The following is an 18,692-nucleotide window of genomic DNA, read 5'->3' as shown; positions in this document are numbered from 1 at the left end:
GCTCAAGTTCCTCTCCCCCGCTAGGGGGAAGAGGAGCAGGACATCGTGCTCAATTTCCCAGGCGATAGAGCGTCATCGCATTGTCGCGCGTGATCTTGCGGCGGGCCTCGGGGCTGACGCCCGACAGCTCGCGGCCCAGGAACTCCTGCGAATCCGGCCAGATGCCGTCGGGATGGGGATAGTCGGAGCCCCACATCACATTGTCCTCGCCCAGGAGGTCGAGCAGGCGGATGCCGACCGGATCGGTCTGGTAGGTCGCGAAGAACTGCCGGTGCCAGTACTCGCTCGGCTTCATCTTGAGGTCGAGGTCCTGGAACTGGTCCTCCCATTCGAGGTCCATGTGCTGCAGCACGTAGGGGATCCAGCCCAGCCCCGCCTCGCCGATGACGATCTTGAGGTTGGGATAGCGTTCCGGCGCCCCGGAATAGATGAGCGACATCAGCATGTAGCTCATGTGCATCTGGAAGTTGGTGATGTGCGCGGCCTGGACGCGGCGGACGATGTGGTGCGGCATCTGGCTGGTGTCGGGCGAGCGGCCGCCGATCGTGTGGAAGTGCAGGGGAATGCCGGTCTCGTGGCCGAACTTCCACAGCGGCTCCCAGTGCTCGTCCCACAGCGGTGTCATGTCAGGCCGGTTGGCGATGTCGAAGCCGCGCACGCCGCGCTTGGCGCAGCGCATTGCCTCGGCCACCGAGTCCTGCATGTCGTAGTTGGGAATGTTGGCCAGGCCGATCAGCCGATCGGGCGCGGCCTTGCAGAAATCGTGCAGCCAGTCGTTGTAGATGCGCAGCATCTCCAACGCCGCCTCGGGGTCGTTGAGCCGGCCGCTCGAGCCCAGGACGCCATAGAGGACCTCTGCCTGCACGCCGTCGCGGTCCTGGTCCTTGAGGCGAAGATCGGGCTCGGTGAGGCGGCGGATGCCCTTCCTGCCGTCGTCGTAGAGGCCGGTCGAGGCCATGCGGTCGGAGCGGTGGATGACGCCCGGGACGTACTCCCGGCCGGCCGAGCCCATGCCGTTCATCAGCCCGAACTTGGCGCCCTTGGCGCTCACCCATTCGGGGCCCTTCGGTCCGTCGACGACGTGCGGCATGCGGTCCTTGAAGGCCGCCGAGGCGTTGGCCGTGAAGAGGTCGGGGGGCAGCCAGATCAGGTCGACATGGCCATCGGCGGAGATGACGTCGTATTTCATGGGCGCGTTCCTCCTGAACCGGATCATCCTCCTGTGCCGTCCGCCCGGCCAGTCCCCCTGGTTTGCCCAGCGATACGGCACGTCCGAAGGCGGCCGGGTGGGCGAAGGCAGGCCGTTCGGGACGCCGCGCGGACTGCGACAGTCGGTCAGTCCGCGGCTACAGTGGTCCCGCCCGTCGGCGAGGGAGGCTCGCGCTCTCCGCTGCGTATGTTGGGCAGGGGAGCTTCATCGCCGCATGTCCGCTGTCGTCCGTCCGGTCCTCGTCCTCGGCCTGCTGCTGGCGGCGTCCTGCTCGTTCTACATGGGCGAGCCGCGCGTGCCGAAGACGGAGCTGCGCGCCACTCTCTACGGCGCGAACGAGGTGCCGCCGACGCAGAGCCGCGCCAGCGGCTGGTTCGAGGCGACGTACCGGCCATCGACCAAGGTGCTGGAATACCGCATGAACCTCGTGGGGCTGAGCAGCCCCATGACCATGGGATACCTGCAGGGACCGGCGCCGATGGACCCGAATGGCCCCCGCGGTGCGCCGATCAACATACCGATCTACGACTACACGATCCGCGACGGGGTCACCCTGACCGACGAGCAGGCCGCCGAGGTCCTGGCCGGCCGCTGGTCCGTGACCATCCTCACCACGCAGTATCCCGACGGCGAGATCCGCGGCCGGATCCTGCCGGTCGCGCAGTAGGCGTCAGTCGAACCGGTAGTCCCAGCCGATCCAGGCGGCGAGGCCGCGGCCCATCACCTTCTCGAGGTCGCGGCCCTTCAGCCACGGCAGCTCCTCGGTGAACATCGTCACGCACTGGCGGTAGCTGCAGGGCATGCGGGTGATGTCGGTGCCCCAGAAGAAGCGGTCCGGGCCATAGGCGTCGAAGATGCGGTGCAGCCCGTCGTGCAGGTTGCGGAACGGGTAGCTCTGCGTCGAGTAGCCAGGCGCGCCGGTTGCCTTGACCGCGACGTTGGGCAGCCGGGCCAGCGCGCAGAGTTCGTCCAGGTTGCCGAAGGCTGCCTCGTCCTTCTCGAGGCGCAGCAGGCCGCAATGGTCGATGATCAGCTTCAGCTTCGGATGGCCTTCGGCGATCCGGCGGAACTGCGGCAGGAAGAGCCCGGCCATGGTGGCGACGGGGACGCCCGCCTTTTCCGCCGCCGGCCACACCCAGTCGAGCTTGCCCTCGTGCAGGGCCTTCTGCTGGTCGGGATAGAGCAGGGCCCAGCGCAGCCCCATCATCCCGGGCTGCTGGCGCCAGGTCCGGATCTTCTCGCGGCTCTCGGGATCGTCGAAGTCGAACTGGCCCATCACCGCGAACCGGTCCGGGTACTTCCGGGCCGCGTCGAGCGCGAGCTGGTTGGAGGTCGGATCCCAGCTGTAGGGCGGATGGATCAGGGCGGCGTCGACGCCGGCCTCGTCCATCTCCTTCAGCGCCTCCTCGGCGGTGAACGTCTCGACCTTGCGATGCAGGCCGCTGGGTGGGGTCACGGTCTGTGACCAGATGTGGATCTGGGCGTCGATGATCTTCATGTCGTTCCTCCGCCGCGATAGTATCAGGCATTCGAGGACCAGGTGACGGAGCGACCGATGGTTGCCACCGACAAAGTGTTCGCCGGTTCGATTCCCGAAATTTACGACCGCCTGATGGTGCCGATGCTCTTCGAGCCCTTCGCGGCGGATCTCGCGCGCCGGGTTGCGGCGCGAGCCCCGAGCGATGTCCTGGAAACGGCGGCGGGCACGGGCGTGCTGACGCGGGCGCTGGCGGCGGTGCTGCCGCCGGCGACCCGGATCGTCGCGACCGACCTCAACCAGCCGATGCTCGACCTCGCGGCGCGGCGGCAATCGGCGGGTGCCGTCACCTGGCAGCAGGCGGATGCGCTGTCGCTGGGTCTTCCCGATACGAGCTTCGACGTCGTCGCCTGCCAGTTCGGCGTGATGTTCTTCCCCGATCGGGTGCAGGGCTACCGCGAGGCCCGTCGGGTGCTGCGGCCGCAGGGCCGCCTGCTGTTCAGCGTCTGGGATTCGATCTCGGTGAACCAGTTCACCGACGTCGCCACCTCTGCCCTGGCCGAGGTCTTTCCCGACGATCCGCCGCGCTTCATGGCGCGGACGCCGCACGGCTATCACGATCCGCAGCGCTTGCGCGACGATGTCGCCGCCGCCGGATTCGCCGACATCCGGGTCGAGGCCGTGAGCCGGGCATCCTCGGCCCGCGATGTCGCCGTCGCCCTGTGCCAGGGCACGCCGCTGCGCACCGAGATCGAGGCGCGCGATGCTGCGCGCCTCGAGGAGGCCACCGGTCATGCGACGGCGGCGCTCGAGCAGCGGTTCGGGCGCGGTCCCGTCGAGGGCCGCATCCGCGCCCTGGTCGTTTCCGCCGCGCCCGGCTGAGGTCAGTTCGGCGTCGGTGCGCCGGCCTCGAGCAGTTTCTCTCGCTTCAGCTCGCTCCACAGCTCGGCCGGGATCGGCGCCGACAGGCGGCCAATGTTCTGCTTCACCTCCGCCACGCCGAGCGCGCCGGGAATGACCGAGCAGACGGCCGGGTGGAACAGCGGGAACTGCAGCGCCGCCGCGCCCAGCTCGACTCCGTGGCGGCGGCACACGGCTTCGATCTTCTGCGCCTTGTCGATCAGCGCCGACGGCGCCGGCGCGTAGTCATGGGTGGCGCCGGGCTGCACGCCGCCGGTCAGGATGCCGGAATTGTACGGCCCGCCCAGGATGACCGAGACACCGCGCTTCACGCACTCCGGCAGGAACTCGGCCAGACCGCCCTGCTCGAGCAGCGTGTAGCGGCCGGCCAGCAGCATGCAGTCGAAGTCGCCGGCCTGGATGAAGCGCAGGCTGGTGTCGGATTCGTTGATGCCGACGCCGATCGCGCCGATGACGCCCGCCTTCCGCAGCTCATCGAGCGCCTTGAAGCCCGAGTCCATGACCGTCTTGAAGCGCTCGTCGAGGATCGCGCGGTCCTTGATCGTCCAGAAGTCGACGTCGTGGATCAGCGCGATGTCGATCTTCGCCAGTCCCAGCCGCAGGTGCGAATGTTCCAGCGAGCGCATGACGCCGTCATAGCTGTAGTCGAACACCGGCGCGAAGCCGGGCAGGCCGTTCTCGCGGAACTCGGGCGGCTTCTTCTCGCCGGGCTTCATCGGATGCAGGACGCGGCCGACCTTGGTCGAGAGCACGAACTCCCCACGCGGCTTCTCGCGCAGCGCCGCGCCCATGCGCAGCTCGCTGCGGCCATAGCCGTAGAACGGCGAGGTGTCGTAGAAGCGCACGCCGCCGTCCCACGCCGCATCGGCGAGCGCCAGCGCCTCGGCGTCCGGGATGGTGGCACGGAAGCCGCCCAGCGGCGCGCCGCCCAGCCCCAGCGTGGTGACCTCGAGCTCCGTCTTGCCGACGCGGCGCTTGGGAAGGACGGTCATGCAGCCTCCTGTTCGGCCGTCGGGCCGTCACCTCTGGTGGTCGTGCGACGCAGGTCGCGTACGCTGTTCAGGTCGTCGAAACGGCGCACGCGGTGCATGGTCGTGCGGTTGTCCCACATGACGAGGTCGTGCTGGGTCCAGCGATGCGCATAGACGAAAACGGGCTGGGTTGCGTGCTCCATCAGGTCGCGCACGAAGGCCATCGCCTCGGGACGCGGCCAGCCCAGGATGCCGCCGATATGGGCCGACAGGAACAGCGACTTGCGCCCGGTCACCGGATGGGTGCGCACCAGACGGTGGCGCACCGGCTTCATGGCCGCGAGCTCCTCGTCCCTGTAGTTCTCGAAGCCGAGCTGGCCGCGCGAGAAGATCAGCGAATGCTCGCAGACCAGGTCCTCGACCTCGGCCCTGGTCGCATCGTCGAGCGCGTCGTAGGCGGCGCGCATGTCGGCGAACTCGGTGTTGCCGCCTTTGGTGACGACGATGCGGCCGCTCAGGATCGAGTAGCGCGCCGGCACGACGCGGAACGAGGCGTCGGAATGCCAGAGCCGGTTGCCTAGCGAGGCCATGCGCCGGCGATCGTCGCGGTCGAGGCGGCGGCCCGACCGGTCGAGGTTGGAGACGTCGGCGAAGGCCGGGTCGAGGCGCAGCTCGTGGCGGCGCTCGGTCGAGTTGGCGCCCTCCTGGAAGGCGCCGAAGTTGGCTGTGAAGGCGAGCTGCTGCTCGTCAGTGATGTCCTGGCCCGGCAGCACGAGGACGGCATGCTTGTCCAGACCCGCCTCGATGGCGGCGACTTCGGGCGGCGTCAGCGGACGACGCGCGTCAATTCCCGTCATGCGGGCGCCGATATGGCGAGTGATCGGATCGAACTGCACCAGCCGAAGTGAACAACAGATGCGCGCGTCGCGAAAGGCCGATACCGCAGGTCTGGGCTGCAGCGGTCGGACGGCCCGCCGGACATCCGGGCCTGCGATGCGCAGGGCGGGATGGCCGGCGGTCGCCCGGCCTGTTCAGGCGGCCTTCGGGTGCGCGTTGCTCGACCGCTGGCTGCGGGCCAGGAAAGCCAGGTTGACGGGGCTGCGAGGCTTGGTGGCGAGTCGTTCGTGGGCCAACGCTTCCGCGACTTCCGGCAGGCCGCCTCGCAACGCCGCTTCGATCAGGGTCCAGTCGATGATGTCCCGCTGGGCGTGACTGCCGCCGAAGCCGTTGGCGATGAACCGGGCGCCATGCAGAAGCTCGACCGCGGTGCGATGGTCGCCGTGCCAGAACGCGTTGAACCCTTCGACCAGCGGCCGCGCCGTGGCGCGTCCCCAGGCGTCAGCCTCGCGCCCGGTTGCCGCTCCTTCATGGTAGATCCTGGCGATGCGGGCGACATCCTTGAGGCGACCGGCGCCGAGATAGGCCATGACGGCGTGCCAGTCGTTGAACGGATAGGTGGTGGCATCGGCATGGTCGTCCCAGGCCGTCGCCAGCTCTCCCCATCGATCGCCCACATCGTGGCCCGACAGATGCAGCCGCCACAGCAGCGCGGTCGCATCTATCAGATCGACGGCGACGGCGCTGCGATCCTTGCGGATCGGCCCGTCATACAGCGCCAGCACCTGGTCGATTTGTCCGAGATCGAGGTGGCACAGCGCCCGGTGCCACCAGTTGTGCACCTTGAAGAAGTTGGCATCGCCCGACCAGTAGGGCTCGCGAGACACCATCCAGCCGATGCCATCCTCGGCGCGGCCCTGCATCTCCATGACATGCGCGACGGCATGGTGCGCCCAGCAGTCGAGGGGCTGCAGGGCTACCGCCTGCCGGCCGGCCTCTTCGGCCCGAGCGTAGTCGCCGCACTCCTCGAGGCCGAAGGCGTACATGCCGAACAGGATCGAATGGCCCGGAATGTCGCTCGACCAGGCGGGCAGGGCGCGGGCAATGCGGTCCCGCAGATTCCGGGCATTGGCACGAAAGAAGTCCGCCTGATGGCCGACCTGCAATGCCACGAGGTCGTGCGGAAAGCGCATGCTGTGGTGGTCGAGCGCGACTGCGCCGGCGGTCCAGTTGCCGGCAACGAGATGGCCGAGCGCCGCCACGTGTGCGGTCTCGCGGTCGTTGAGCGGCATCGCCTTGACCTCGGCGACGATCGCCCGCGCCTGAGCCACGGCCGCCGGCTCGGTCGACAGGTTGAGCAGATGCGCCTTGAAGACATGCGCCATGACGAAGCGGGGGGCCGCCTCGATGGCCTGCTCCAGCAGTGCCATTGGATCGCCCTGGAAGAGATTGAAGGCCTGGACGGCCCCCTCGTAGGCGGCTGCCGCATCGGCGGTCGCGCCAGAGAGCGCATGTCCCTGCAGGTCCTTGATCATTGCAAACTCCGTTGTGTTCTGTGCTGAAGTGGATCCGCCGGAAAAGGCGGTGGGTTCGTCAGGCTGCCGCCCGTGGGGTGGCGGAGGCCGATACCGTCGCCACGAGGTCCGCCGCGGCGCGCGCCGGCTCTTCCCAGTGGGGCGCATGGCCGGTGCCCTCGTAGACGACCAGCCGCGCGTCGGGGATCGATCGCGCCAGCCGTTCCTGTTCGGCCTTGCCGCAGAAGGCGTCGCGGTCGCCCCAGATGATCGTGGTCGGGGCGGCGATCCGACCGAGCAGGTGGCTTCGGTCCTCGCTCAATACGGCCGCGAGGGCGCTCCGCCAGACATGCGCCGGAAGCTTGAGACTCTCCGCGACAACCTCCGACAGGAACTCGTCCGGCACCGGCCGGGCAAGACAGCTCGACTGGAATTCGCGGGCGAACGACGGAGGCACCGGATCGGACATGGTCGAGATCGCATCGCGCCACAGGGCCTCGGCGCCTACATTGCCCTTGAGCGAGGCGAAGGCGCCGATCAGCACGAGCCGGCTCACCCGGTCGGCGTGGTCCTGGGCCAAGCGCTGGGCAACCAAACTGCCCATGGAATGGCCGACGACAACGGCGCGGGCAATGCCGAGCTGGTCCATCGCGCGCGCGACATCGCGCGCCATGACCTCGGTCCCGTAGGCTGCCGTCGGCTTCGAAGAGTCACCATGGCCGCGCTGCGAGAACGCCACCAGCCGCATCGACGGCGGCAGCTCGCGCATCAGAGGCAAATAGGACCGCCAGGAATCACTGTAGCCGTGCAGAAGGATCAACGGGTCACCGTCGGTGCCGCGACTCTGGACGCCGCGCAGGACGACGCCCGCGTCGACCGGGCACGAGAATTCGGAAAGCGCAATCATGGTCCAGCTCCATCGTTCGTCTTCGCCCTCCCGGGGGCACCGGGTGCGGGCGAGGCAGATACAAGCGGCGCGGGTGGCCGTCTTGAAGGCGTGTTCAGGAGTTGCTTAAATTTGCCTGAAACTTTCCGGAGGGTGTAGTCGCCCGCCGTTTCGGCCGGACGAAGGTGACCAAGCTGCTCCAGTTCGACGATTTCACGCTCGACACGGCAAGGTCGCGGCTGTTGGGACCCGGCGGCGAGATAGCGTTGCGCCCCAAGAGCTTCGACGTCATTCGCCACCTGCTGGAGCAGGCCGGCCGAGTTGTCGGCAAGGACGAGCTGATGCAGGCAGTGTGGCCCGGTGTGGCCGTCAGTGACGAGTCGCTGGCGCAGTGCATCAGCGAGGTTCGTCGAGCGCTCGGCAAGGGTGGCCCACGGATCGTCAGGACCGTGCCGCGGCGTGGCTACGTGATTGACGTTCCGGTGACGCCGGCGGCGAGCGCCACGGCCGCCGGCGAAGCGGAGGCCGTGAATCCGGCAGCGCCGGAATCACGCCCATCTATCGCCGTGCTGCCCCTCGAGGCCGTTGGCGGAGACGCCGATGCCGATCTCGCGCGCTTCACCGACGGACTGACGGAGGACGTCATCACGGGCCTGTCCCGCATCCGCGCCCTCTGGGTCATCGCCAGCAGCACGATGTTCACCTACAAGGCCCGGGCGATCGACGTGCCGACCGTCGGTCGCGAGCTTCAAGTGAACTACGTCGTCAGCGGCAGGATTCGCAAGGCCGACGACAGGTTGCGACTCACCGTGCAGCTCACCGAGACGTCGACCGGTCACCAGCTCTGGGCGGCGACGTTCGACCGTCGCGGCGGCGGCTCGTTCGAACTGCAGGATGACCTGTCCCGATGCGTCATCGCGTCGGTCCAGGTGCAACTGATCGTCAGCGGGGGCAGGGTGGCGTCCCGCCCGGCGGCCCCGGTCGGAAATTTGGCACGCTCGTGGGAGCGGCTGTATCGGGCCACCGCCGCCGGATTGAGCGAGGCGATCGCCGGCGCCGAGAGGGCGTTGGAGGCCGATCAGGCCAATGGCGAGGCCTGCCGGCTGCTCGCGGCGGCGACGTGGCATCAAGCCTATCGCGGCCACATACCCTGGGACCAGGCGGCGGCCGAACGCGTGATGACGTTCGCCCAGCGCGCCGTTGTCGCCGAGGACGCCGACGAGTACTCGCACTGGGTGCTGGGGCTGGCGCATCTGATGGCGAGGCAGCACGAACGTGCGGTAGTGTCCCTGCAGCGTGCGCTCGACATCAACCCGAGCTTTTCGCTGGCCTATGGCACGTTGGGTACGGTGCTGGCGTGGGGCGGCAAGCCTGACGAATCCATCGCCAACAATCAGCTCGCGCTCAGGATCAACCCCGGCGACCCGCTCAATCCCCATCGCTATTTCGGCCTCGCCCTGGCGCAGTACCTCGCCTCGCATCACGCGCCGGCCATCGAGAACGCCGCTCTCGCCGTTCAGCTCCTTCCGGAGTGGTGGCTCGGGCTGATGGTCTACGCGGCGAGCCTGGCCCAGACCGGCAGGCTCGCCGAGGCGAGGGCCGTGTGCGCGGACTTGAGGCGGGTCATGCCGGACACCACGGTCGCCTCCCTGGACCGCCTGCCGTTCGCAAGGGCGGCGGACTGCGATCGGCTGGGCGATGGTCTGCGCAAGGCCGGCCTGCCGGATTGACCGTCACCTCAGCGCCGCGGCAATGTTTCCGCCATCGACCGTGACGACCGCACCCGTGGTCTTGCGTGCTTTGGCCAAGGCGACGAAGGCCTCGGCCACGTCGTCGGCCGTGACCTCCAGGCCGAGCAGGTTCCCGCCCATGTAGTCGGCTTCGCTCAGGCCGCGCTTCTTCGACCGCTCGGCGATCATCTCGTCGGTGAGCAGGCCCGAGCGGATGCGGTCGGCGTTGACGGCGTTGGAGCGGATGCCGTCGCCGCCATGGTCGAGCGCGTACTGGCGGCTGAGGAACAGCGTCGCCGCCTTGGGCAGCCCGTAGGGACCGAAGTCGGGGCCCGGATTCACCGCCTGCTTGGAGGCGTTGAACAGCAGGCAGCCGCCCAGCCCCTGGGCGCGCATCACGCGCACGGCGTTCTGCGCCACGCTCTGGTGCGCCCAGAAGTTCAGCTCGAAGCTCTCGCGCAGGACCTTGTCGTCGACCTCGCCGATGCGGCCCTGCCAGGCCGCGCCGGCGTTCGACACGAGGATGTCGACGCCGCCGTAGGTCGCGGCCACCGTGTCGAAGGCGGCGCGCACCGCGTCGGGGCTGGTGACGTCGCAGGCGATGGCCACGCCCTTCACCTTTGCGACGTCGCGGTCCAGCACCACGACCTCGGCGCCCTCGCGGGCCAGCGCCGCCGCCGTCGCCGCGCCGATGCCGGACGCGCCGCCGGTCACGACGGCGACGCGCCGGGCGAGCGGCTTCTCGGCGGCCGCGCCGAGCTTGGCCTGCTCCAGCGACCAGTACTCGATATCGAAGATGTCGGGCTCGGGGATGCATTCGTAGGTGCCCAGGCGCTCGGCGTCGGCGACGACCTCGACCGTGGTCTCGGCGAGGTCGGCGGCGATCTTCGCGTCCTTCGACGTGTTGCCGAGGCCGAACAGGCCGAGACCCGGCACCAGCACGACGCGGGGCAGGGGATCGAGCTCCGTCTTGCCCGGCATCTGGCGCACGTTGTGGCGCTGGAAATAGGCGTGATAGTCGGCGACGTAGCGATCGAGCGCCGCCTTCGCCTCCGTCCTGAAGGCCTCGAGCTTCCCGGCCTCCGGCGCCGGCACGACCAGCGGCACGCCCTTGGTGCGGATGGCGTGGTCGGGCGTCACCGGGCCCTGCTGGCTGTAGCGCGCGACCTCCTTGCCGCCGACATAGGCCAGGATCTCCGGCCCCGTGCGGAACTCGAGCACGAAGCGCCTGGCCGCCTCGCGGCCGCCGTCCCTGGACGGCAGCGCGATCAGCCCGCGCAGGATCGGCGCCACCTCGGCCACGGGCGCGATCCGCGACGGCAACGCAGCGCCGGGGAAGATCCTGCGCGTCGCCTTGGCGAGGCGCTGGTCGGCGAGCGTCACGAGGTCGATCATGCGGCCATAGGCTTCCTCGGCCGTCGCGCCCATCGAGAAGATGCCGTGCTTCAGCAGCACCAGCCCTTCGACGTCGGGATGGGCAGCCGCGATCTCGGTGGTCTTCTTGGCCAGCGCGAAGCCCGGCATGACGTAGGGCACGAGCGCGGCGCGCTTGCCGAACACGTCGGCCGCCAGCGCCTCGCCGTCGGGCTGGTCGGTCAGCGCCAGCACGGCGTTGGAATGGGTGTGGTCGATGAACTTGTGCGGCAGGAAGGCGTGGAGCAGCGTCTCGACCGACGGGTTGGGCGACTTCGCGTCGAGCAGGTTGCAGCGCTGGACGTTCACCATGTCCTCGTCGCTCAGCGCCTGCAGCCCGACCAGCTCGCGCAGAGGCTCCAGGCGCACCGCCGGCAGGCCGGGCGCCTCGATCGTGCCCATGTCCCAGCCGCTGCCCTTGACGCACAGGACCTCGACCGGCTGGCCGGTGATGTCGGCGACCCTGGTCTTCACCGAGGTGTTGCCGCCGCCGTGCAGCACCAGGCGCGGCTCGCCGCCCAGCAGCCGCGTCGTGTAGACGCGCAGCGCCAGGTCCTCGCCGATTCCCTTGGCGGCGTGGCGGGCGATGGCGTCTTTCGCGTCGCTGTCGGACCAGAGGTTCTGCATTGGCTCTCCTGCACTGCTGTCGTCCCGAGCGTAGCGAGGGACCTTTCCTGAGGTCCTAAAGGTCCCTCGCTACGCTCGGGATGACGAACTTACCCATGAGAAATGACGATCTTGCCGAAATGGTTCTGGCTCTTGAGATGGCGATAGGCCGCCTTCGCCTCGGCGAAAGGAAACACCTTGTCGATGACGGGCCGGAGACCGCCGGCCGCGATGGCGCGGTTCATGGCCTCGAACATCTGCAGGCTGCCGACGTAGAGGCCCTGGACGCGCAGGTTGCGGCGCAGGATCGGCATGGGATCGACTTCGGCGCCCTGGCCGGTCAGCAGGCCGATGACGGCGATCCGGCCGGCCAGGCGGGTGGCCAGGAACGAGCGCGGCAGCGTGCCCGCGCCGCCGACCTCGACCGTGATGTCGGCGCCGCGGCCGCCGGTCAGCCGCATCACTTCCCGGTCCCAGTCGGGCGTGGCGCGATAGTCGATGACCGCTTCGGCGCCCATCGCCTTCAGGCGCTCGGCCTTGGCCGGGGAGCCCGAGGTCGCGATGACGCGGGCGCCGAACAGGCGGGCGAACTGCAGGGCGAAGACCGACACGCCGCCCGAGCCCAGCACCAGCACGGTCTCGCCGGCCTTGAGCCCACCGATCTCGACCAGCGCGTTCCATGCCGTGACGCCCGCGCAGGGCAGGGTGGCGCCCTCCTCGAAGCCGAGGTGGTCCGGCAGGCGGACGGTCCCGTCCTCTTCCAGCACCGCGAGCTCGGTCAGCATGCCGTCGATGGCGCCGCCCATGGCCGAGGCCTGCGCCGCCGCGTCGATGGTCCCGCCGACCCAGCGCTGCATGAAGCAGCCGGCGACCCGGTCACCGGGCTTGAAGCGGGTGACCCCGGGCCCGGTCGCCACCACCTCGCCGGCGCCATCCGACAGCGGGATCAGGTCGGGCTTGGGCGCGGCGCGGGCGTACTGGCCCTCGACCGTGATCAGGTCACGGTAGTTGAGCGATGTCGCCCGCACGCGGACCAGCACCTGCCGCGGGCCGGGCGCCGGATCGGACCGTTCGGCCAGGCTGAGCGAGTCGATGCCCTTGGCGGCGGGGAGGGTCCAGCACTTCATGTCAGTCTCCGAAAACTGTCATCCCCGAGCGCAGCGAGGGACCCTTGGGCCACGGGAAAGGTCCCTCGCTGCGCTCGGGATGACAGCGTGACCTCCATCGGCAGGGCGTGCCCCATCACTGCGTACCCTTCAGCTCGACGATCGTCTTGGCCATCACAGCCTCCTGATCCCAGGGGAAAAGGATCCAGGTGTCCTGGCTCACCTCCGTGATGAAGCTGTCGACCGTGGGCCGCCCGGACGGCTTTGCATAGACCGTGGCGAAATGGGCCTTGGGCAGCCGGGCGCGCACGGCGCGGGCGGTGACCCCGGTATCGACCAGGTCGTCGACCAGCAGCCAGCCCTCGCCCTGGTCCTGCTCGGCCATCGAGCCCTTGAGGAGCTCGACCTTGGCGCCGCGTTCCATGCGGTCGTAGGTGGAGCAGCAGATCGTGTCGATCAGCCGGATGTTGAGCTCGCGGGAGACGATGGCGGCTGGCACCAGGCCTCCACGGGTGATGGCCACGACGCCCTTGAACGGCCCGAGGTCGGCCAGCCGCCAGGCCAGGGCCCGGGCGTCCCGATGCAGCTCCGTCCATGAGACGGGGAACATCCTGTTGTATCCCGCGCCACTCGCCATGCGATCTGGTCCCCCTGTCCTGTCCGGTTTGGCTTGCCCGGCGTCAGGCGCTGCACTAACACCTCTGCCCGGCGCAAAGAAGGTCGGTCGCGCAGGGTACACGGAGCAGACGGGATCATGGGAATCGAGTTGACGCCCGTCTTCTGGAGCGGCCTGCTCCAGATCATCCTGGTCAACATCCTGCTGTCCGGCGACAACGCGCTGGTCATCGCCCTGGCCTGCCGCAACCTGGAAAAGCGGCATCAGAAGCCGGCCATCCTGGTGGGCAGCGCCGGCGCCATCATCCTGCGAATCGTCTTCGTCCTGATCGTCGACCAGCTCCTGAAGATCGTCTTCCTGAAGCTGGCCGGGGGCCTGCTGCTGCTGTGGATCGGCATCAAGCTGGTCCAGGGCGAGGAAGAGGAGGACGGCGACGGGGTCAAGGCCTCCGGATCGCTGTGGGGCGCGGTGCGAACCATCGTCATCGCCGACGCCGTCATGAGCCTGGACAATGCCATCGCGATCGCCGCGGCGGCGCACGGCGACGCGACCCTGATCGTGCTCGGCCTGATCATCAGCATCCCGCTGATCATCTTCGGCGCGACGCTGATCATGCTTCTGCTGAACCGCTTTCCGATCATCGTGATCGCCGGCGGTGCGCTGCTGGGCTATATCTCGGGCGAAGTCGTGGCCACCGATCCGGCCTATGCCGAACAGCTGGCGGCGGCCATCCCGCACGCCAAGACCGTGTTCGAGATCGGCGGCGCGGTGATCACCGTCGTGGTCGGCTACTGGCTGCAGCGGCGCGCCCGCGCCCGGCGTCACGCCGCGCCGGTCGATCTCGCGGCCGACGGGAAGGAGTAGGATCATGGCGAAGATGAAGTCGATCCTGGTTGCCGTCGACGGCTCGGCGACCTCCGACCGCGCTGTCCGGCACGCGCTCGATCTGGTCGAGGCCGGGCTCGCCGCCGAGCTCCATCTCCTGAATGTCCAGCCCAACCTCGGCGGCGCCATCGCCACCTTCGTGTCGCGCGAGCAGATCGCCGCCCATCATCGCGAGGAAGGCAGCAAGTGCCTCGATTCGGCCGAGGCGCTCGCGCGCAACGCCGGGGTGACGGCCAAGGTCCATATCGGCGTCGGCCGCCAGGGCGAGGTCGTGAGCGACTTCGTCGACAAGCTTGGCGCCGGGCTGGTCGTGCTCGGCACGCGCGGCCATACCGGCCTTGCCGGGGTTCTGCTGGGCTCGGTGGCGCAGGATGTCATCGCCCACGTGAAGGTGCCCGTCACTCTCGTGAAATAGGCACGCCGCCTGAATCGCCGCCGGTTGTTGCGGCGGTTGGGACAGCGTACAACCGCGCCGCACGCCTTCAGGGAGGGTCGCGGAGTGGCCGAGCAGTTGTGGCGACGCGAGGCGCTGGCGCCCTATGCGAGCCTGCCCTGGCAGAGCCGCGGGCGGCTGCACGCCGAGCCCGAGGCCAGCCGCAGCCCCTTCCAGCGCGACCGCGACCGCATCATCCATTCGACGGCGTTCCGCCGGCTGAAGCACAAGACCCAGGTCTTCGTCTATCACGAGGGCGACCACTACCGGACCCGGCTGACCCATTCGCTGGAAGTGGCGCAGATCGCCCGCTCGATCTGCCGCACCCTGCATCTCGACGAGGATCTCGGCGAGGCGGTGGCATTGGCCCACGATCTCGGCCACACGCCGTTCGGCCATGCCGGCGAGGAGGCGCTGCACGCGGCGATGAAGCCGTTCGGCGGCTTCGACCACAATGCCCAGACCCTGCGCATCCTGACCAAGCTCGAGGAGCGCTATGCCGAGTTCAATGGGCTGAACCTCACCTGGGAGACGCTCGAAGGGGCGGTGAAGCACAACGGCCCGCTGCTGAAGGACGGCCGTACCCTCGACGACCTGCCGGCCGCCATCGTCGAGTACTGCAGCGACCATGACCTCGAGCTCTACGGCCATGCCGGGCCGGAGGCGCAGATAGCGGCGCTGAGCGACGACATCGCCTACAACAACCACGACATCGACGACGGGCTGCGCGCCGGCCTGTTCGGCATCGCCGACCTCAAGGGCCTGCCGCTGGTCGGCGAGATGTTCACCCTGGTCGAGGGGCGCTATCCCGGCCTCGACGATACGCGGCTGATCCACGAGGCGGTGCGGCGCGTCATCAACGCCATGGTCGAGGACGTGCTGGCCGAGACGCGGCGGCGGCTGGCCGAGGCCAAACCCAGCACGGTCGCCGACATCCGCGCCCTGGGACGGCCGGTCGCGGCCTTCTCGGAGTCGATGGCCGAGACCGACCGCACGGTGAAGAAGTTCCTGTACGGCCGCATGTACGAACACTGGCATCTCAACCGCTCGCATTCCAAGGCCCGCCGCGTCGTCATGGACCTGTTCGGGCTCCTGTTCGCCGAGCCCAACTGCCTGCCGCCGCCGTGGCGCGAGCGCGCCGAGGCCGCCGAGCGGCCGGCCCGGGCGCGCATCGTCGCCGACTACATCGCCGGCATGACCGACCGCTACGCCCTCGACGAGCACCGCCGGCTGTTCGATCTCTACAACTGAGGCAAGCCGGCGTGGTGGTGCTGAAGACACCCCCGCCGTCATCCTGATCGAAGCGAAGGATCTCATGCCGATTGCGAACGGCAATGAGGTCCCTTCGACGATGCTGAGGGCAGGCCTTCGCTTCGCTCAGGACGACAAAGGGGGCCGGGTGACAAAATTCCCTGAATAGGCAATACCCCGCCCATGAATCCCTACCGCCATTTCATCGGTGAGGTCGAGGCCGCGCTCAGGGCCATGCAGGCGGCCGGCGACCTGCCCGATGCGCTCGACTTCTCCGCCATCACCGCGGAACCGCCGCGCGATCCGGCGCATGGCGACATCGCCACCAACGCCGCGATGGTCCTGGCCAAGGCCGCGAAGAAGAAGCCGCGCGACATCGCCGAGCCGCTGCTTGCGCGCCTCAAGGCCAATCCCGACGTGATCGAGGGATCGGTGGCGGGACCGGGCTTCATCAACCTCAAGGTGGCCGACGGCTTCTGGCGCGACCGGCTGCGCGACTGTCTGCAGGCGGGGCTCGCCTACGGCGATTCGACGATGGGGCAGGCGGCAAGGGTCAATGTCGAGTACGTCTCGGCCAACCCGACCGGGCCGCTGCACGTCGCCCATGCCCGCGGCGCGGTGGTGGGCGATGCGCTCGCCAACCTGCTGGCCAAGGCGGGTTATGCCGTCACCAAGGAATACTACATCAACGATGCCGGGGCGCAGGTCGACAAGCTCGGCCAGTCGACCTACCTGCGCTACCGCGAGGCGCTGGGCGAGGCGATCGGCACCATCCCCGAGGGCCTCTATCCCGGCGAGTACCTGAAGGACGTTGGCGCGGCGATCGCCCGGCGCGACGGCGCGCGCTGGATCGACCGGCCCGAGTCGGACTGGCTGCCGGCGATGCGCGACTTCGCCGTTTCGACCCTGATGGCCGAGATCAAGGCCGACCTCGCCACGCTCGGCGTCGAGATCGAGGTCTATTCCTCGGAGCGCGCGCTGGTCGATTCGGGCGCGGTCGAGCGCGCCTTCCAGGAGCTGAGCCGTCAGGACCTGATCTACCAGGGCCGGCTGGAACCGCCCAAGGGCCAGAAGCCCGACGACTGGGAGGACCGCGAGCAGACGCTGTTCCGGGCGACGAAGTTCGGCGACGACGTCGACCGTCCGCTCAAGAAGTCGGACGGAAGCTGGACATATTTCGCCAACGACATCGCCTATCACCACGACAAGTTCCGGCGCGGCTTCGCCGACATGATCGATATCTGGGGCGCCGATCACGGCGGCTACGTCAAGCGCATGAAGGCGGCGGTCAGCGCCATCACCGAGGGAAAGGGCGCGCTCGACGTCAAGCTCTGCCAGCTCGTCCGGGTGATGAAGAACGGCGAGCTGGTGCGCATGTCCAAGCGTGCCGGCACCTTCGTCACCCTGCGCGACCTGCTGGACGAGGTCGGGCCCGACGTCGTGCGCTTCACCATGCTGACGCGCAAGAACGACGCCGCCTTCGACTTCGATCTGGTGAAGGCCACCGAACAGTCACGCGACAACCCGGTCTGGTATGTCCAGTACGGCCACGCCCGCACCCGCTCGGTGATGCGCCAGGCGCTGGCCGCCGGCGTTTCGACCGACGGGCTGGCGGAGGCGCCTCTCGACCGCCTCGCCGATTCCGGCGAGCTCGCCCTGGTGCGCCTGATCGCCCAGTGGCCGCGCCAGGTCGAGGCCGCGGCCGCCGCCCACGAGCCGCATCGGCTGGCCTTCTACCTCTACGACCTCGCCGCCGCCTTCCATGCCCACTGGAACCGCGGCCGCGAGGAGCCGGGCCTGCGCTTCGTCGTCGAAGGCGACGCCGAACTCACGCGGGCGCGTCTGGCGTTGGTACAGGGAATCGGATTTGTGATAGGATCGGGTCTTAAGGTCTTCGGCGTAACACCCGTCGAGGAAATGAGATAAGAACATGCCTATCCGCCGGTCCCCCTCCGGCGACGGTCCAACGATCTACCGACCCAACGAGTCGGTGGCCATGCGGCTCGATCCGCCGCCGAGGCCCGTCGCGCACGAACCCGAGTCGATTCCGCCGCCGCCGCGCGATTCTCTGCTGATGCGCGTCAACCGACGGCGCGGCCAGATCCTGACCGTCATGGTCTCGGTCGCCGCCATCGCGAGCTTCGGCTCGGTCGTCTGGTGGGCGCACAACCAGGACGTCCGGGCCGGCGGTCGCGGCCTCGAGCCCCTGGTGGTGCAGGCCCCCGAGACGCCGTCCCGGGTGAAGCCCGACAATCCCGGCGGCCTGGTCGTGCCCAACCAGGATAAGGAAGTGTTCAACCGGCTGGCGCCGGGGACGGTCCCGACCCAGCCCGAGAAGCTGCTGCCGGGGCCCGTGGTCCCGAGCCTCCCGGCCAACGGCCTGCCCACGCTGGCGGCGCCCAAGCCGCCCGACACCGAAGTCGCCAAGACCCCGACGCCGCTGCAGGCGGCGACGCCCGCGGTCGTCTCGACGACGCCCGCGCAAGCGCCCGCCGCAGCGGCGACCACGCCCGCGCCGACCACCGAGGCGGGTCCCAGCATCGCCAGCCTGATCGACAACCTCTCGGGTCCGACCGGCGGCTGGCGCGTCCAGGTGGCGTCGGTCAAGAACGAGGACCAGGCGAAGTCGACCTGGGCGCGCCTGCAGAGCGCGCACGGCGACGTCATGGCCAACCTTCGGATGCAGGCGGTGCGCGTCGATCTCGGGGACCGCGGGACCTGGTATCGGGTGCAGGCCGGGCCGCTCGACGAGAAGCAGGCGCAAAGCGTCTGCAGCAAGCTGAAGAGCCGCAAGGCCGACTGCGTGACGGTGCCGCCGGCGCGCTAGCCGGCGCGC

Annotated in this window: 17 protein-coding genes; 8 read left to right on the top strand and 9 right to left on the bottom strand. The window is 69.0% G+C overall.

From position 1 onward, the window contains the following. Window positions 1–49 precede the first annotated feature (49 nt). A complete protein-coding gene (locus ACO073_RS24930) occupies window positions 50–1,189 on the bottom strand; it encodes an amidohydrolase family protein (protein ID WP_422001274.1) in 1,140 nt (379 codons plus the stop codon). A gap of 235 nt (window positions 1,190–1,424) precedes the next feature. On the opposite strand from ACO073_RS24930, the gene ACO073_RS24925 reads away from it, so the two are divergent. Then, the gene (locus tag ACO073_RS24925; protein WP_422001272.1) at window positions 1,425–1,877 is read left to right on the top strand and encodes a CHRD domain-containing protein; all 453 of its coding nucleotides are present in this window, start codon (window positions 1,425–1,427) and stop codon (window positions 1,875–1,877) included. Window positions 1,878–1,880: 3 nt separating this feature from the next. Here ACO073_RS24925 and ACO073_RS24920 read toward each other — a convergent pair whose 3' ends face one another. Continuing rightward, entirely contained in the window at window positions 1,881–2,708 is an 828-nt protein-coding gene (locus ACO073_RS24920; RefSeq protein ID WP_422001270.1) for an amidohydrolase family protein, read from the bottom strand. Between the two features lie 57 nt (window positions 2,709–2,765). On the opposite strand from ACO073_RS24920, the gene ACO073_RS24915 reads away from it, so the two are divergent. Further along, window positions 2,766–3,569, top strand: a complete 804-nt coding sequence (locus ACO073_RS24915; RefSeq protein ID WP_422001269.1) for a class I SAM-dependent methyltransferase — start codon at window positions 2,766–2,768, stop codon at window positions 3,567–3,569. Window positions 3,570–3,571: 2 nt separating this feature from the next. On the opposite strand, the gene ACO073_RS24910 is transcribed toward ACO073_RS24915, so the two are convergent. From ACO073_RS24910 to ACO073_RS24895, 4 genes are all read right to left on the bottom strand, one after another. Further along, the gene (locus ACO073_RS24910; protein WP_422001268.1) at window positions 3,572–4,600 is read right to left on the bottom strand and encodes an aldo/keto reductase; all 1,029 of its coding nucleotides are present in this window, start codon (window positions 4,598–4,600) and stop codon (window positions 3,572–3,574) included. Further along, window positions 4,597–5,478: a TauD/TfdA dioxygenase family protein gene (locus ACO073_RS24905; RefSeq protein ID WP_422002208.1), complete on the bottom strand. Its 882-nt coding sequence runs from the start codon at window positions 5,476–5,478 to the stop codon at window positions 4,597–4,599. The genes ACO073_RS24910 and ACO073_RS24905 overlap by 4 nt, the downstream gene beginning before the upstream one ends. A gap of 132 nt (window positions 5,479–5,610) precedes the next feature. Continuing rightward, the gene (locus tag ACO073_RS24900; protein WP_422001266.1) at window positions 5,611–6,951 is read right to left on the bottom strand and encodes a tetratricopeptide repeat protein; all 1,341 of its coding nucleotides are present in this window, start codon (window positions 6,949–6,951) and stop codon (window positions 5,611–5,613) included. Between the two features lie 58 nt (window positions 6,952–7,009). Continuing rightward, on the bottom strand, window positions 7,010–7,837 hold the full coding sequence (locus tag ACO073_RS24895) for an alpha/beta fold hydrolase (protein WP_422001265.1): 828 nt from the start codon (window positions 7,835–7,837) through the stop codon (window positions 7,010–7,012). A gap of 164 nt (window positions 7,838–8,001) precedes the next feature. Between ACO073_RS24895 and ACO073_RS24890 the strand changes: the two genes are divergently transcribed. Next, complete coding sequence (locus tag ACO073_RS24890; protein WP_422001264.1) at window positions 8,002–9,546, top strand: winged helix-turn-helix domain-containing protein; 1,545 nt, start codon at window positions 8,002–8,004, stop codon at window positions 9,544–9,546. A gap of 3 nt (window positions 9,547–9,549) precedes the next feature. On the opposite strand, the gene ACO073_RS24885 is transcribed toward ACO073_RS24890, so the two are convergent. The 3 genes from ACO073_RS24885 to gpt form a co-directional block, all read right to left on the bottom strand. Then, window positions 9,550–11,586: a bifunctional aldolase/short-chain dehydrogenase gene (locus tag ACO073_RS24885; protein WP_422001262.1), complete on the bottom strand. Its 2,037-nt coding sequence runs from the start codon at window positions 11,584–11,586 to the stop codon at window positions 9,550–9,552. A gap of 89 nt (window positions 11,587–11,675) precedes the next feature. Then, entirely contained in the window at window positions 11,676–12,692 is a 1,017-nt protein-coding gene (locus ACO073_RS24880) for a zinc-dependent alcohol dehydrogenase family protein (RefSeq protein ID WP_422001260.1), read from the bottom strand. Between the two features lie 115 nt (window positions 12,693–12,807). Next, window positions 12,808–13,281 carry a xanthine phosphoribosyltransferase gene (gene gpt / locus ACO073_RS24875; protein WP_422001258.1) on the bottom strand — a complete coding sequence of 158 codons (474 nt, stop codon included), beginning with the start codon at window positions 13,279–13,281 and terminating at the stop codon, window positions 12,808–12,810. Window positions 13,282–13,425: 144 nt separating this feature from the next. Here gpt and ACO073_RS24870 point away from each other — a divergent pair, with 144 nt between their 5' ends. From ACO073_RS24870 to ACO073_RS24850, 5 genes are all read left to right on the top strand, one after another. Next, a complete protein-coding gene (locus ACO073_RS24870) occupies window positions 13,426–14,151 on the top strand; it encodes a TerC family protein (protein ID WP_422001257.1) in 726 nt (241 codons plus the stop codon). A 4-nt stretch (window positions 14,152–14,155) separates the two neighbouring features. Continuing rightward, window positions 14,156–14,587, top strand: a complete 432-nt coding sequence (locus ACO073_RS24865; protein WP_422001255.1) for a universal stress protein — start codon at window positions 14,156–14,158, stop codon at window positions 14,585–14,587. Window positions 14,588–14,671: 84 nt separating this feature from the next. Beyond that, window positions 14,672–15,856: a deoxyguanosinetriphosphate triphosphohydrolase gene (locus ACO073_RS24860; protein ID WP_422001253.1), complete on the top strand. Its 1,185-nt coding sequence runs from the start codon at window positions 14,672–14,674 to the stop codon at window positions 15,854–15,856. Window positions 15,857–16,039: 183 nt separating this feature from the next. Beyond that, entirely contained in the window at window positions 16,040–17,782 is a 1,743-nt protein-coding gene (gene argS, locus ACO073_RS24855) for an arginine--tRNA ligase (protein WP_422001252.1), read from the top strand. Window positions 17,783–17,930: 148 nt separating this feature from the next. Then, entirely contained in the window at window positions 17,931–18,683 is a 753-nt protein-coding gene (locus ACO073_RS24850; protein WP_422001250.1) for an SPOR domain-containing protein, read from the top strand. Window positions 18,684–18,692 lie beyond the last annotated feature (9 nt).

The sequence above is a fragment of the Reyranella sp. genome, from assembly GCF_965229815.1.
Taxonomy (GTDB): Bacteria; Pseudomonadota; Alphaproteobacteria; order Reyranellales; family Reyranellaceae; genus Reyranella.
Note: the sequence above shows the minus strand (reverse complement) of the source record. Positions and strands in the feature narration are given on the sequence as shown.

What these genes read in the sequence shown, in the direction of transcription:
- ACO073_RS24930 (WP_422001274.1), bottom strand. Translation starts at nt 1,189, where the DNA reads ATGAAATACGACGTCATCTCCGCCGATGGCCATGTCGACCTGATCTGG.
- ACO073_RS24925 (WP_422001272.1), top strand. Translation starts at nt 1,425, where the DNA reads ATGTCCGCTGTCGTCCGTCCGGTCCTCGTCCTCGGCCTGCTGCTGGCG.
- ACO073_RS24920 (WP_422001270.1), bottom strand. Translation starts at nt 2,708, where the DNA reads ATGAAGATCATCGACGCCCAGATCCACATCTGGTCACAGACCGTGACC.
- ACO073_RS24915 (WP_422001269.1), top strand. Translation starts at nt 2,766, where the DNA reads ATGGTTGCCACCGACAAAGTGTTCGCCGGTTCGATTCCCGAAATTTAC.
- ACO073_RS24910 (WP_422001268.1), bottom strand. Translation starts at nt 4,600, where the DNA reads ATGACCGTCCTTCCCAAGCGCCGCGTCGGCAAGACGGAGCTCGAGGTC.
- ACO073_RS24900 (WP_422001266.1), bottom strand. Translation starts at nt 6,951, where the DNA reads ATGATCAAGGACCTGCAGGGACATGCGCTCTCTGGCGCGACCGCCGAT.
- ACO073_RS24895 (WP_422001265.1), bottom strand. Translation starts at nt 7,837, where the DNA reads ATGATTGCGCTTTCCGAATTCTCGTGCCCGGTCGACGCGGGCGTCGTC.
- ACO073_RS24885 (WP_422001262.1), bottom strand. Translation starts at nt 11,586, where the DNA reads ATGCAGAACCTCTGGTCCGACAGCGACGCGAAAGACGCCATCGCCCGC.
- ACO073_RS24880 (WP_422001260.1), bottom strand. Translation starts at nt 12,692, where the DNA reads ATGAAGTGCTGGACCCTCCCCGCCGCCAAGGGCATCGACTCGCTCAGC.
- gpt (WP_422001258.1), bottom strand. Translation starts at nt 13,281, where the DNA reads ATGTTCCCCGTCTCATGGACGGAGCTGCATCGGGACGCCCGGGCCCTG.
- ACO073_RS24870 (WP_422001257.1), top strand. Translation starts at nt 13,426, where the DNA reads ATGGGAATCGAGTTGACGCCCGTCTTCTGGAGCGGCCTGCTCCAGATC.
- ACO073_RS24865 (WP_422001255.1), top strand. Translation starts at nt 14,156, where the DNA reads ATGGCGAAGATGAAGTCGATCCTGGTTGCCGTCGACGGCTCGGCGACC.
- argS (WP_422001252.1), top strand. Translation starts at nt 16,040, where the DNA reads ATGAATCCCTACCGCCATTTCATCGGTGAGGTCGAGGCCGCGCTCAGG.
- ACO073_RS24850 (WP_422001250.1), top strand. Translation starts at nt 17,931, where the DNA reads ATGCGCGTCAACCGACGGCGCGGCCAGATCCTGACCGTCATGGTCTCG.